Source organism: Nitratireductor sp. GZWM139 (genome assembly GCF_030068685.1).
GTDB classification, from domain to species: Bacteria; Pseudomonadota; Alphaproteobacteria; order Rhizobiales; family Rhizobiaceae; genus Nitratireductor; species Nitratireductor aquimarinus.
Genome location: NZ_JAMQML010000007.1, coordinates 131,986 through 145,441, shown reverse-complemented (window position 1 = coordinate 145,441; position 13,456 = coordinate 131,986). Strand labels below are relative to the sequence as shown.

11 protein-coding genes are annotated in these 13,456 nt (G+C 63.5%); 5 read left to right on the top strand and 6 right to left on the bottom strand.

From position 1 onward, the window contains the following. Positions 1-55 precede the first annotated feature (55 nt). Genes NDI72_RS10820 through NDI72_RS10810 form a run of 3 tightly spaced genes read right to left on the bottom strand, consistent with a single transcriptional unit; the run spans position 56 to position 3,221 of the window. Positions 56-1,138, bottom strand: coding sequence for an ABC transporter substrate-binding protein (locus tag NDI72_RS10820; protein WP_206547636.1), 1,083 nt, complete (start codon positions 1,136-1,138; stop codon positions 56-58). After that, the gene (locus NDI72_RS10815; RefSeq protein WP_283800466.1) at positions 1,135-2,544 is read right to left on the bottom strand and encodes a sensor histidine kinase; all 1,410 of its coding nucleotides are present in this window, start codon (positions 2,542-2,544) and stop codon (positions 1,135-1,137) included. The genes NDI72_RS10820 and NDI72_RS10815 overlap by 4 nt, the downstream gene beginning before the upstream one ends. After that, positions 2,544-3,221, bottom strand: a complete 678-nt coding sequence (locus tag NDI72_RS10810) for a response regulator transcription factor (protein ID WP_113155089.1) — start codon at positions 3,219-3,221, stop codon at positions 2,544-2,546. Before NDI72_RS10810 ends, NDI72_RS10815 begins: the two co-directional genes overlap by 1 nt. 171 nt (positions 3,222-3,392) lie before the next feature. On the opposite strand from NDI72_RS10810, the gene NDI72_RS10805 reads away from it, so the two are divergent. The 3 genes from NDI72_RS10805 to NDI72_RS10795 all read left to right on the top strand — a co-directional run bounded on the left by NDI72_RS10805 (position 3,393) and on the right by NDI72_RS10795 (position 6,434). Then, on the top strand, positions 3,393-4,367 hold the full coding sequence (locus NDI72_RS10805) for a Bug family tripartite tricarboxylate transporter substrate binding protein (RefSeq protein ID WP_113155088.1): 975 nt from the start codon (positions 3,393-3,395) through the stop codon (positions 4,365-4,367). Positions 4,368-4,450: 83 nt separating this feature from the next. Next, positions 4,451-4,882 carry a tripartite tricarboxylate transporter TctB family protein gene (locus tag NDI72_RS10800; RefSeq protein ID WP_283800465.1) on the top strand — a complete coding sequence of 144 codons (432 nt, stop codon included), beginning with the start codon at positions 4,451-4,453 and terminating at the stop codon, positions 4,880-4,882. 16 nt (positions 4,883-4,898) lie between these two features. Next, on the top strand, positions 4,899-6,434 hold the full coding sequence (locus NDI72_RS10795) for a tripartite tricarboxylate transporter permease (protein WP_206545396.1): 1,536 nt from the start codon (positions 4,899-4,901) through the stop codon (positions 6,432-6,434). 16 nt (positions 6,435-6,450) lie between these two features. On the opposite strand, the gene NDI72_RS10790 is transcribed toward NDI72_RS10795, so the two are convergent. Genes NDI72_RS10790 through NDI72_RS10780 form a run of 3 tightly spaced genes read right to left on the bottom strand, consistent with a single transcriptional unit; the run spans position 6,451 to position 10,909 of the window. After that, the gene (locus NDI72_RS10790; protein ID WP_283800464.1) at positions 6,451-7,338 is read right to left on the bottom strand and encodes a DMT family transporter; all 888 of its coding nucleotides are present in this window, start codon (positions 7,336-7,338) and stop codon (positions 6,451-6,453) included. Beyond that, complete coding sequence (locus tag NDI72_RS10785) at positions 7,335-9,689, bottom strand: PIG-L family deacetylase (protein WP_283800463.1); 2,355 nt, start codon at positions 9,687-9,689, stop codon at positions 7,335-7,337. The genes NDI72_RS10790 and NDI72_RS10785 overlap by 4 nt, the downstream gene beginning before the upstream one ends. A gap of 20 nt (positions 9,690-9,709) precedes the next feature. Further along, positions 9,710-10,909 carry an ROK family transcriptional regulator gene (locus NDI72_RS10780; RefSeq protein WP_113155083.1) on the bottom strand — a complete coding sequence of 400 codons (1,200 nt, stop codon included), beginning with the start codon at positions 10,907-10,909 and terminating at the stop codon, positions 9,710-9,712. 152 nt (positions 10,910-11,061) lie between these two features. On the opposite strand from NDI72_RS10780, the gene NDI72_RS10775 reads away from it, so the two are divergent. Both NDI72_RS10775 and NDI72_RS10770 read left to right on the top strand, forming a co-directional pair. Further along, positions 11,062-12,321: a sugar ABC transporter substrate-binding protein gene (locus NDI72_RS10775; RefSeq protein ID WP_204360810.1), complete on the top strand. Its 1,260-nt coding sequence runs from the start codon at positions 11,062-11,064 to the stop codon at positions 12,319-12,321. 164 nt (positions 12,322-12,485) lie between these two features. Further along, entirely contained in the window at positions 12,486-13,379 is an 894-nt protein-coding gene (locus tag NDI72_RS10770) for a carbohydrate ABC transporter permease (RefSeq protein WP_206545400.1), read from the top strand. Positions 13,380-13,456: the final 77 nt, after the last annotated feature.

The following is a 13,456-nucleotide window of genomic DNA, read 5'->3' as shown; positions in this document are numbered from 1 at the left end:
CCGTTTTTTGCGGCATGATTAGCCAAGGATGACGGGAAAGCAAATAGCGCGCCTTCTACTCTCCACCGCCCGCGCGAAAGGATTTGCGCCACTGGTCGAGAAACGCCTTGCGCTTTGCCTGATCGAGCCCGACCAGAAGGGCCGGTGAAAGCCCGATGGGCCGGAAGGCCGCCGCCTCGGCAGACGGTCCGTCGCCCGTATCGATCCTGCCCAGCATTTCAGGCCCGCTCATCGAGGAGAACAGGCGCGACGGGCCGGAAAAAAGCTCCTGCCCCTTGTCGCTGAGCGCCAGGGCGATCAGCGCATTGGCGGCGCGCTTGTTGCGGGCATGGCGCGAGACCAGTGCCGCGCGCGACAGCGCCAGCGTGTAATCGGACGGAAAGATGATGCCGATGCGCGGATCTTCCTGCTGCCGGGCGAGCGCATAGGACCCCAGAACATTGTAGCCGAGCACCAGCCGGCCGGTCCGCACGCCGTCGATCACATCGGAACTGCAACAGAAAAGCTGCGCCCGGTTCTGACCAAGACTTTCCAGAAGCCGCCCCCAGGTGGAGGCCTGCGCGGCGTCTTCGAAGGCGAAAATGTAGCCGACGCCGGAGCTTTCGATGTCATAGGTGCCGATGCGACCGCGAAAACGCTCCGTCTGGCGCAGAAGGTCGACCAGCTCGAAACGGTTGCGCGGCACCTCATCCGGTTCCAGCCCTTCCCGGTCGTAGACGATCACCGCGGGCTCGAAGGTGAGACCCACAAGCTCGTTGCGCCACGAGGCCCAGTCCGGCAGGTCGGGCGGCAGCGCAAAGCGGAACGGCTCCGAACAGCCATCGTTCACAAGGCGCACCTGTTCGGGAATGGCGGACGAAATCACCGCATCGGCAAAGAAGCGCCGCTCCTCGCAGGCTTCCGCCGCAGCGCCGTAAAGATCGAGGCTGGTCATCTGGCGGTAGACGACCTCTGTTGTCGGATTGGTTCTCTGAAACTCCCGAATGAGCGGTTCGATGTGTTCGAGATCGGTCACGCTGCCGATAACCAGCGTTTCAGCCTTGCCGTCCGGCGCATCGAACACCGTGTCATTGGCGTGGGCCGGCAGCGCATGAAGGAGCGCGAACAGCGCCGAAACGCACAGGATGAAGCGTATCATGCCGGCTGGTCTCCCGGTGTTGCAAGCGGCAGATCGAGGCTGATGGAGAACGCGCCCTCCCCGCCATCGAGCGCGATATGGCCATGGTGAAACTCCGCCACCTCACGCACGATTGCGAGCCCGAGCCCCGCACTTTCCGGCTTGTTGGGGTTGATCGCAAAACGCTGGCCGATCTCGACGGGATCACGCACGGAGAGCCCCCCGCCACGATCCGTGACGGTCACCCGCGCCCGTTCGCCATGGCTCGATACGCCAAGCGCGATGGGCGGCTTTCCATGGGCGTGCGCGTTGTTCAAAAGGTTCTTCACGGCTTCCCCCAGACTGAACGCATCGCCGCGCACCATCACCGGTTCTTCCGGCAAGTCGAGACGGATGCGCGATCTGCCGCCACCCGCAAGCTGCGTGAACTCGCGTTCAGCGTCGACAGCGATGCGCCGCAGGTCGAGCGGCTCAAGCGGTGCGGTGTCGGCGCGGTGTGTCACCAGCGCATGGCTGAGCAACTGGTCGGTCAGCCGGTTCAGCCCTATGGCGCGGCTGCGGATGCGTCGGTGCAGAACCTTCAGGCGCTTTGGATCATCCTCGTCCAGCGCCAGCTCGCTATGCGCCCGCAGAGCCGTGATCGAGGTGCGTATCTGATGCGCGGAATCGGCCACATAGTCCTGCATGGCGCGCACCCGCCGGTCGAGCCGCCCCATGAAGCGGTTGATGGAGGCGACCAGCGCCGACACCTCGTCCGGCGCATGCATGGAAAAGGGTGAGAGGTCGAGCGGGTCACGCTCAAGGATCGCCGTTTGAATGCGCTCCAGCGGGCGCATCGCATAGCGCATGGCCAGAAGCGCCAGAACCAGAATGGCGACACCCGCACCGGCGATCACGGCGACGGCCTGTGTGGCCATGCTGCGGGCAAGCTGCTCGCGGCTTCCCGTGGTGTGCGCCACGACGATGTAGATATCGCCGCTCACCGCCCGTTCGGCCAGCCTGCGCAGGGTTGCAAGCGCGCGCACCCGCTCGCCGCCAAAATCCACTTCATAGGCAAGACCGCCCTCGGGGATCTCGTCAGTTTCGGGCAGCGGGAAGTCTTCATAGCCCGTCAGCGTCGCGCCGTCCGGCTGCGCGACCCGGTAGAAAACGCGTTCGTCCTTGGCAAGCGAGAGAAGCTCGAACGCCGAAACGGGGATATCGACGCGCACCTCGCCTTCGATCACGAAAATGCGCTCCGCAATCTGAAGCGCCGCGCCCTGAAGCAGCCGGTCGAAGGCTTCGTTGGCCGCCTGCCGGCCATAGCCATAGGCCGCATAAATCGTCGCTGCCACGGCGAGCCCGAGCACCAGAGTCAGAGAAATGGCCAGTCGATAGGCAATCGAAAGGCTGCGGTCGGGCGCAGCCTCGCGCCCCTGATGCGCCATCAGCCGCCCGTCTCCATCGTCACCGCCTGATAGCCGAGCCCCCGTAAGGTGCGGATTTCCAGTCCGGAACCCTCGATCTTGCGCCGCAGCCGCCCGACATAGAGCTCCACCGCATTGGGATTGCGCTCATCATCATGGCCGAACAGGCGCAGGAGCAAATCCTCCTTGTCGAGAACACGATCCCGGTTTGTCAGGAAAATCTCCAGAAGCGTCTGCTCGCGCCGGGTCAGATCACAGGGCTGCCCGTCGATCAGAACCCGCCGCGCCGCCATGTCGAAAGTGAGTTTTCCGACCGAAAGCGTCCGGTCGGCCTCGCCGCTGCGCCGACGGATGATGGCGCGGATGCGCGCTTCCAGCTCGCCGAGATCAAACGGCTTGATCATGTAGTCGTCCGCGCCGAGATCGAGCGCATCGATCTTGTCGTTGACCGCAAGCCGCGCCGTGAGGACCAGCACCGGAACCCGGTTTCCCGCAGCCCGCAGCGCTTTCAGAAACGCGATGCCCGACCCGTCGGGCAGATTGATGTCGAGAATGACAAGGTCGTGATGCGCCATCGCCACGAAGTGCCTTGCGTCTTCCAGCGTCTCCGCACGATCACTCACATGACCGGCCTTTTCCAGCCTTCTTTCAATGGCTTCTGCGACATCGCGTGTGTCTTCGACGATCAAGAAATGCATTTTTCCCGACTTTGACAGCTTTGTGACAGGGACACCCTATAGGCTCTCCATCGTCATGAGAACAATCTCATTGGCGCACCGCTCCGGTTTCCGGGAGGACAGCGGTTAAAAAACAGGTTTGAGGAGAGTTCCGTCCACCATGCGGCGGAACTGCTTAACAGGAGGAATTCCATGAAGAAGCTGCTTGGCCTTGCGGCCGTGGTCACACTTGCGTCCAGCCTGTCGGCGTTCGCGTTCGATCCCAACAACACCGAGTGCATCGCGCCTGCAAATCCGGGCGGCGGCTGGGACTTCACCTGCCGCCAGGTTGGCAAGACGCTTCAGGACCTGAAGCTTGTTCCCGGCACCATGCAGGTCGCCAATGTCGCCGGCGGCGGCGGTGGTGTGGCCTTTGCCGAAGTCGTCGGCAAGCGCAATGACGAGAACAATCTGATTGTCGCCGCCTCCTCGGCAACCGCCACCCGTCTCGCCCAGGGCGCGTTCCCCGGCAACACGATGGATCAGGTGCGCTGGGTCGGCGCAGTCGGCGCTGATTACGGCGTGATCGCCGTCGCCAAGGATTCGCCCATCAACACGCTCCCCGAGCTGATGGACAAGATCAAGGCGGACCCGTCCTCCGTCTCTGTGGCCGGCGGTTCTGCCGTGGGCGGCTGGGATCATCTGAAGGTTCTGATCGCCGCCTCCAAGTCCGGCATCGAGGATGTCCGTCAGGTCAAATATGTCGCCTTTGACGGTGGCGGTGAAGCGGTTACCCAGCTCCTCGCCGGCTCCGTGCAGGCGTTCACGGGCGATGCTTCGGAAGCCAAGGGCTTCGTCGATTCCGGCGACATCAAGGTCATTGCCGTCATGGCGCCCGAGCGTCTTGAAGGCGATTTCTCCTCCTTCCCCACGGCGAAGGAACAGGGCATCGACGTGATCGGTGCGAACTGGCGCGGCTTCTATGCCCCCGGCAACATGTCGGACGAAGCCTATGACTACTGGGTCGACGCCGTCAGCAAGGTCTATGCCTCTGACGAGTGGAAAGAGGTCATGGCCAACAATGGTCTCGCACCGCTCGACCTGCAGGGCGCGGAATTCCAGGCCTTCGTGAAGGAATCCATCGATTCCATCACCGATCTGTCCAAACAGATCGGCATCGTGAAGTAACGCACGAGCGAACCTAATCGGGCCTGTCGGGACACCCCACAGGCCCGAATTGTATCAAGAACAATCAGGGGAACACGTCTGTCATGAGCGACCGCATCTTCGGCGTTTTCGGTTTCCTCCTCGCCGCCTTCTATATGTGGCAGGCGACGCAGATCGAACTGAGCTTCATATCCGATCCGTTTGGCCCCAAGGCCTTTCCCTACATGATCGGTACCGTGCTCGCGATTTCCAGCGTGGTCATCATTATCAAGCCGGACACCGAGCCGGAATGGCCAGGCTTCGCGCGGCTGTTTGAAATCGGCGTCGCCACCGCCGTGATGATCGCCTATGCGCTGTTCCTGAAGGAATATGGCTTCGTGCTCTGCACGGCCATCGCAGCGAGCTACCTTTCCTGGCGTCTGGGGTCGCACCCCGTTTCCGCCATCATCGCCGGCGTTGTGATCGCCGTCGGCATCTATGTCATTTTCCATCTCGTCCTGGGGCTGTCGCTTGCACGCGGCCCCTGGGGCTTCTGAGACGGGAGGCCCTATCATGGACACACTAGCCTCTTTGGCAGACGGCTTTGCCGTCGCACTGACCTGGCAGAACCTCATGCTGGCGCTGATCGGCTGCTTTCTCGGCACCATCATCGGCGCGCTGCCGGGGCTCGGCCCTTCAAACGGCGTTGCGATCCTCATTCCGCTCGCCTTCACCCTCGGCCTGCCGGCCACACCGGCGCTCATCCTGCTGACCAGCGTCTATTATGGCGCGATGTATGGTGGCCGCATCTCATCGATCCTGCTCAACATTCCAGGCGATGAACCGGCCCTCATGACAACGCTTGACGGCCACCCCATGGCCAAGGCCGGCAAGGCCGGCGAAGCGCTCGCCATCTCCGGTCTTGCATCCTTCGTCGGCGCGTTCTTCGCCACCTGGGGCCTCGTCTTCCTCGCGCCGCAGCTGGTCAAGGTCGCGCTCCTGTTCGGTCCGGCCGAGTATTTCGCGCTGTTCGTGCTCGCCTTCGCCACGCTTGGCGGCATCGCCAGCCGCAATCAGGCCAAGGCGGCGCTGGCCGCGGTTCTGGGCCTTGGCATCGCCACCATCGGCGTCGATGGCCAGACCGGAGTTCCGCGCTTTTCCTTCGGCGAAGTGCATCTTTATGACGGCATCGACTTCCTCGTCGCCATTGTCGGCCTGTTCGCGCTTTCGGAAGTGTTCATCTTCCTCGAACACCGCGCCGGCGGCGGTGCAGACGACAAGGTGGTCAAGGTGGGCCGCATCGTGCCGCCTTGGAAGATGGTGCGCGAAACCATTCCGGCCATGGGCCGTTCGACGGTCTTCGGCTTCATCGCCGGTGTTCTGCCGGGCGCAGGCGCTTCACTCGGCTCCTTCATCTCCTACACGTTCGAGAAGCGCATCTCCGACCGCAACGGCACGTTCGGCAAGGGTGATCCGCGCGGCGTGGCAGCGCCCGAGGCCGGCAACAACTCGGCCGCCGGCGGCGCGCTGGTGCCCATGCTGGCGCTCGGCGTTCCCGGTTCCGGCACCACCGCCGTCCTGCTCGCCATGCTGCTCGCGCTCAACATCACCCCCGGCCCCCTGCTCTTCCAGCAGAACCCGGATGTGGTCTGGGGCCTGATCGCCGCGCTCTTCATCGGCAACATCATGCTTCTGGCCATGAACCTGCCGCTGGTGTCGCTGTTCGTGCGCGTGTTGCTGATCCCGACCCGGTATCTGATGCCCGCCGTGGCGATGATCTCCTTCGTCGGCATCTACGGCATTTCCGGCTCCACCTTCGACCTTCTGGTGATGATCGCCTTCGGCGTTCTGGGCTGGGTTCTGCGCAAGCTCGACGTGCCGCTGGTGCCGATCATCCTCGGCGTTCTTCTGGGCGACCAGATGGAGAAGAACCTGCGCCGCGCGATGACCATTCATGACGGCGACTGGACGATGCTGTTCAACTCGTGGCTCGCCATCGGGCTCTGGTCCTTCGCCATCATCGGCTTCGTCATGCCGCTGATCGTCGGTCGCTACTTCCGTCCCAAGATCGCCGACGAGGCGATTGCCGAAGGCGCCGATCCCGATTGATCGGCGCTTACAGGCTTCAACTGCCAGAGGCGGCGTGGCTTCTCAGCCGCGCCGTCCTCAATGTGAGAAAGGCAGTGGCCGAAACGATGATGGCCGCGCCGATCACCGTGTTGAGGCTGGGCACCTCACCGAAGAAGACATAGCCCACCACGCCCGACAGGATCAGGCTCGAATAGCCGAGTGGTCCCAGAAACCCCGCATCGCCAAGCCAGTGCGCCCGCAGAAAACAGAACTGTGCGGCCTGCGAGAAAACGCCGACCGCCAGCAGAAACGGCCAGTGACCGGCCGCCACGTCCTGCCAGCCCGAAATGGCCGGCCAGGCGGTGGTCAGCGCCAGCCCGCCCGTATAGAACAGCATCATCACAACCGGCGGCGTGCCCTTGAGCTGGCGTGTGACGATGATCGCCCCCGTGCCTGCCAGAACGGCGGCCAGCGCCGCGAGCAGGGCCGGCGTCCATTCCACATTGCCGGGGCTTGCAGCGATGAACGCGCCGACGAGCCCCAGCCCCGCCGCAAGCCAGCGCGAACCGGACACCGCCTCGCGCAGGATCAGCGCGGAAAGCGCCACCAGCACGACGGGCCGCGTAAAATTCATGGTCATGTAAAGCGCCAGCGGCAGATGCGCGACGGCGTAGAAGCCGCCCGTCAGCGCCACGGCCGACAGGAACACCCGGAACAGATGCAGCGGAACGCGGTCGATCGACCACAGAACCTGCCGCTGACGCGCCAGCCACGGCAGGATCAGGCAGAACCCGACCAGTGCCCTGAGAAAAACGAGTTGCCACGGCGGATAGCCCGCGCCCAGCGCCTTGACGATGGATATGGCCCAGATGTTGAGCCCCATATCCGCCAGAAGCCAGGCCCCGGCGCGCAGATTGTCCTTTGCCGTGGCAGGCGCACTCACGGCCGCGCCAGAAGGTTCGCCATCAGGCGGAACGCGCCGGGCACCAGTTTCTCCATCTGGTGATGCAGGATCAGCGCCGCATGGGTGTGCCGCCCCTTGCCGATCCGCGCCGAGAGAAGCGCGCCCTTATGCGCTTCCTCTTCCGGATCAGCCATGGACAGAAGCGGTTCATAGGCCTCGTCCCAGCTCTTGGCGAAATAAAGCCCGCGCTCCTTGTGCCAGTCCTTCCAGTCCTCATCCGTGATGCGGTTCGGCGTGTTGAGCAGCGGATGTCCGGGCGCGAGATGGGTCACCTCGGCATTCTCATCCGTCACCCGCCAGCGCAGCGACGGTTTGCCGATCTCCAGCCGGCGCGGCGGCACCGTCTCCGGATCCCACGCATCCCACGGGCGGTGATAGAGCGTGACCAGATTGCCGCCATCCTCCACCCAGGCTTTCACCGCGGGCATCGCTTCTTTAAGCGCCGGACGGGCGCGCATGGCGAAAATGCCCACCACCAGCGTGTCGATGTCCTTCAGCCCCTCAGCCGTCAGCGCCTCATCACTCATGTCGGTGACATCGAGCCCCAGTGCGCGCAGCCACAGTCCGACGCGGTCATTGCCGCCGCCCACATAGCCGACACGCACATCCGGCAGCGCCACGTCGAGCACCCGCACGGAGAGCTTGGCCGGAAAGGCGCGCGCCCGCGCGCCGATATGCGGATAATCGAACCGGTGAACCGTTTCGGCCGTCTGACCGTCAATCTCCAGCGGCAGTTCATAGAGCCCCGGCGCAATGGCCTCAGGCGCTGTAACCCGCACCCCCCCCGTCACCGACGATGCAGTCCAGCCGTCCGGCAGTTCCAGCGCGGTTTCCGCCTGCGCCGGATGGAGTTCCGAAACGCGCAGATCGATCGTGCGCGCACTCGCTGCAACATTGATCAGCGCCCGGTCAGGCGCAAGCGTGGCCGAGCGCGCGGGCAGAACCACCGGCGCGCGCTCGAGCGGCAGGAGCGTTTCCGCCGAAACCCCGTCAATGGTCACGCCCACACGCACCGCAGGCAGGCGCGCCCTGCCCGGCAGATAATGCGCGGGATAGCAGTCGGTGGGTTGCGCATCCTCCGGCACATGGACGAGGCCATCGGCAGCGCGCCAGCCCTCCGGCACGACGGGCGTCACTTCCGCCACGGGTCCGGCGCTCTCGATGGTCAGCGCCACGCTCTCGCCAGGGCGCAGAATGTCGCGCTCAAGTGCAGCGCGCACCTGCACCCCGCTTGCGATCCGCATCACGTGCGAAAGCTGAACTTCCTTGGCGGCAAGGCGGTGCTGCACCTCGTCATGGGCGTGCGCCGGGCAGGCATCGCGCGCCTCGCGAACGGCCCTGAGTGCCGAGGCCGCCTTTCGCGCCACGCTCTCCCTGTTCGGGAAAGCGGCAATGGCCGCCATGCAGGCCTCATGCGCAGTTACAAGTTGCGCGGCGATTTCCGGAGCACCGGCAAACGCCGCCAAATCGATCAGCGTGACCGGCAGGCCGTCCGTCACACTGTCATCCGGGCCGGAAACCTCCGAGCGCACCAGATGGAGCGGCCAGTCGTTCGGCGCGCCATGCGCGACCCAGCGGCCCATGCCCTGCGTGCGATGGAACACGCGTGACTGCTCGCCGATCTGCGCCCAGCTCCAGCCCGTCACCGGGTCTTCGCCGCCGCCTTTCACCGTCAGCGTGGCGCTCGGTGGCGGCAGATCGTCATCATAGGCGTCGCCCGCACCGGACCATGCCGGCAGATAGAGCTTCTTCACCTGCCATACCGGCAGATCCACATCGGGAAACGCCGGATCAGCCGCCGCGTCCATCACCGCATGCGCCAGTTCCGTCATCGCCCGGTGATGGCCGTGCTGGCCCGGAATGTCGAGGAAAGTCGGGCAGATGATGTCCGGGCGTTCGGTGCGTATGATCTCGACGAAACGCTTGAGCGTGCGTTCACGTCCCCATTTGCCCAGCGTTTCCTTGCCGCTCTTGGAAAAACCGAAATCGAAGACGGCGTCGTCCGGCGTTTCGGAAAGCCAGTAGAGATTGAGGTTCAGCACATCGGCGGCGCGCTCCATCTCGGCAGTGCGCACCACACCCAGATCATGCGTGACTTCCGAGCCGATGGCGTTCTGCCCGCCCTCGCCGCGATTGGCGCAGGCGAATGACAGCGCCACGCCGTCCCGCAAACCGAGCGCTGCCAGCATCTCGGACGTCTCGTCATCGGGATGCGCGCCCGTATTCATGAAGGAGACGCAGGATTTCAGCGGCGCCAGCGCGCGCCACAGCTGGACGATACGCGGGTTGCGCATCTGCGCGTCAATACGCTCCTGATCGGACAAGGGCATTCCAAACCTCCCGGAAATTATCAAGTCTTCGCGGCAATGCGCGGGGTAATGGTGTCGTGGATGACGAGGGCTGCCCCGCCAAGGGCGGCCGTCAGGCGGCCGCATGCGCCGCGCTGCACGCGCGGAGAAACGCGCCCCTCACGGGCCGCAACCGAGCCGCCGGGCAGATGCAGCGCGCCGATCAGGTGATCGAGCACTTCGTCGGGCATCGCCCCGCCGAGAATGACGGTTTCCGGATCGAACAGGTTCTCGATCATGCCGATGGCCTGCGAGAGCGGGCCGGCCGCCTCGCCGATCCACTCCATCAGATGCGGATTGCCTGCTTCATAAAGCTTCTCGATGTCGGTCGCGCTGTCGATCTCGACGCCGGCACAGGCCAGTTTGGAGCGCACGGAAATGCGGCTCGCATAGGTTTCCAGACAGCCCTTGTTGCCGCAGGCGCACTGGCGTCCACCCGGCGTCACGATCACATGACCGATCTCGCCCGCATTGCCGAATGCGCCGCGCTGCACCTCGCCATCATTGACGACGCCAAGGCCGAGACCCGCGCCGAAATAGATGAAGCAGAAAGTCCTGAGCCCCGATGCAACGCCGCGCACGCGCTCGGCAACGGCTGCGGCGGTGGCGTCGTTCTCGACCACGACCGCCATGTCGAGCGCATCCTCAAACAGCGCGACGGGGTCCGTCTCCTCCCAGCCATGCAGGGCTGTCTGACCGGCACCGGAAATGCCGACCTTTCCGAACGGGCCCGGCATGACGACGCCAGCGCCCAGAATGTCCTGCTTTTCCGCATTCCGGCCATGGAGCGCCACCGTCCTGATGCGCCGGGCCACATCTGCAACCGTCTTCGGATCGTTCTTTGGCAGGGCTTCGCGCGTCGTGAAAAGCGTCTCGCCAGCAAGGTTCACCAGCGCGCCGAACATGGCATCCGGCCGCACCTCGATGCCGAGCGCCGCCGCGCCATCCCCGTTCAGCCGGTATTGCAGGACCGGAAGCCCCCGGCCCGCCGACTGGCGACCGGCCTCGACGATGAAACCGTCCTCCTCCAGCTCCGCGATGATGTTGCTCACCGCCTGCGTGGAAAGTCCCGAAATGCGCGCGATCTCGGCGCGCCCGATGGGCTGGCGCTCACGCACATGCCCAAGCACCACCTGTCGATTGTGCAGACGGGTGCGTTCAGCGTTCGATCCGACGATGCGGCGTGGGTGGACAATCTTCATACAGGCTTATTAATTCAACTTACTTGAACATTCAACTTGATTGAGTTAATCGTTAACGAATGAGCCGGCTGTCATTACCGGATGGCCGATCTGAGGGTGAATGCCGAAACCAGCCGGAAAGAGGCGGCTGGCGGTCAAAGGGAGCGAGTAAAATGAAATTGCACAGGTTACGGACTTACATCCTGGGTGCTGCGACGGCAGCGCTTACGGCTGCGGCCACCAGCGCTTCGGCTGTCGAGATCGAATACTGGCAGTACTTCTTCGACGCCCGCGTCAAGGCGATGGACCAACTGATCGAGAATTTCGAGGCGGCCAATCCCGACATCACCGTCAAGATGACGCATTTCCCCTATGACAGCTATCGCACCAAGGTTGCCGCCGCCATTCCGGCCGGCCAGGGTCCGGACGTTGTGCAGCTGTTCTATGGCTGGCTGAACGACTATGTCGAGGCAGAGCTGATCCAGCCGCTGCCGGCCGACACCTTCCCGCCGGAGAAGATCGAGGAAGAGTTCTTCCCCATGGTCAAGGCGATGCGGATGGGCGACAGCTACTGGGCGCTGCCGACGGCCGTGCGTTCGCTGGCGCTTTTCTACAATGAGCGCATGTTCGATGAGGCCGGTATCGAGAACCCGCCGGCCAATCTCGACGAGTTCGTCGAGGCGGCAAAGAAGCTGACCAAAAAGGACGGCGCCGGAAACCTTACCGCCGTCGGCATCACCACCGGCATGACCGCGCAGGACCATCACTGGATCCGTGAAGTGCTCATCCGCCAGTTCGGCGGCGAGCCCTATCTCGATGATTACAAGAAGGTGAACTACGAAAACGAAGCCGGTCTCAAGGCTTTCGGCTTCTACAACGACCTGCAGGCCAAGCACGGCGTCACCAAGGCTGCCTTCATGGACGAGCCGCAGGCAGCCTTCAAGGCGGGCCGCGCCGGCATGCACATCGACGGCTCCTTCCGCATCGGCGCGCTGGAAAACGTGCGCGGCCTCAAATGGGGCGTGGCGGAGCTGCCGGCCGGTCCTGACGGCACCAAGTCGAACTATTCCTCCTACTGGGTGAACGCCATCACCTCCAAGGCGGAAGGCGAGAAGTTCGATGCGGCGGTCAAGTTCATGGAATACCTCACCTCCGACGAAGCCATGCAGATCTGGCTCGAAACCGTTGGCGAGCTTCCGGCCAAACCCTCTGCCGCAATGACCGACGAGAATGTCAACCACCCCGTCTACGGCCCCTTCATCAAGGGTCTCGAATACGCAAAGACCACGGTCTTCGCCAATGAGAGCGCCCAGCGCCAGACGATGGTGGACATGATGCAGCGCATCGAGCTGCAGGGTCAGGCGCTTGAAGAGAGCGTCTCCCAGGCCGCCGGGGAAGAGCAGAAAATCCTCGACGAGTATTACAACAAATAAGGCCTGTCGGGCGTCCGGACCATGTTCGGACGCCCTTTCAGCGTTTTCTGCTACCGGGTGAACACATCCGGCTTCGCATCGACGCATCGACAGACAGACAGACAGGGTGGTTTCGCGGGCTTCGGCACGGGCGAAGACACTCTGGCGCCGACCGGGACGGGGCCATGCGCTTTTACAAAAACCTATCCATACCGCAGAAGCAGATCGTCTGGGCCTGGGCTTTCCTCGCCCTCCCCGTTCTCTTCTACGTCGTCATCCGTTTCTATCCGACGGCCAACGCCTTCGTTCTTTCCTTTCAGGAATGGAACCTGCTTGGCGACCGCAAATTCGTCGGACTGGAAAACTACGCAAAGCTGTTCAGCGATCCGGTCTTCTGGAAAGTGTTCAAGAACACCTTCATGTATCTGATCCTCGGCACGCCGATCAGCCTCGTCCTGTCTTTCATCATTGCCTATCACCTCGACAAGGTGCGGTTCATGCACGGCACGATCCGTGCACTGTACTTCCTGCCCTTCATGACGAGCGCGGTGGCGATGGCCTGGGTCTGGCGCTGGTTCTACCAGCCGGTTCCCATCGGCGTGTTCAACAATTTCCTGGCCAGCCTAGGCTTTGCGCAGATCGAATTCCTGAGTTCCACCACCAACGCCCTGCCTTCGGTGCTCGCACCGGCCGTATGGGCGGGTCTCGGCTTTCAGGTCATCATCTTCATGGCCGGCCTGCGCGCCATTCCACAGAGCTATTACGAGGCAGCCCGCATCGATGGCGTCTCCACCTGGACGGTGCTGACGGAAATCACCATTCCGCTCCTCAAGCCCACCATCGTGTTCCTGGTCGTCTTCTCCTCGATCGGCTTCCTGCGGATCTTCGATCAGGTGTTCAACATGACCACCAACAATCCGGGCGGTCCGCTGAACTCCACCAAGCCACTGGTGCTCCTGATCTACGACACCGCTTTCAACGGCTTCAACATGGGCTACGCAGCCGCGCAGACCGTTGTTCTCTTCACCATTCTGCTGGTCGTCAGCCTGATCCAGCTTCGTCTCCTGAAGGATAGCTGACATGGCCAGTCAGGACATTGCAGTCAAAGCGTCCACGGACGCGCTCTTCTCCGGCTCCTCGCGCAATTCACGGCGCA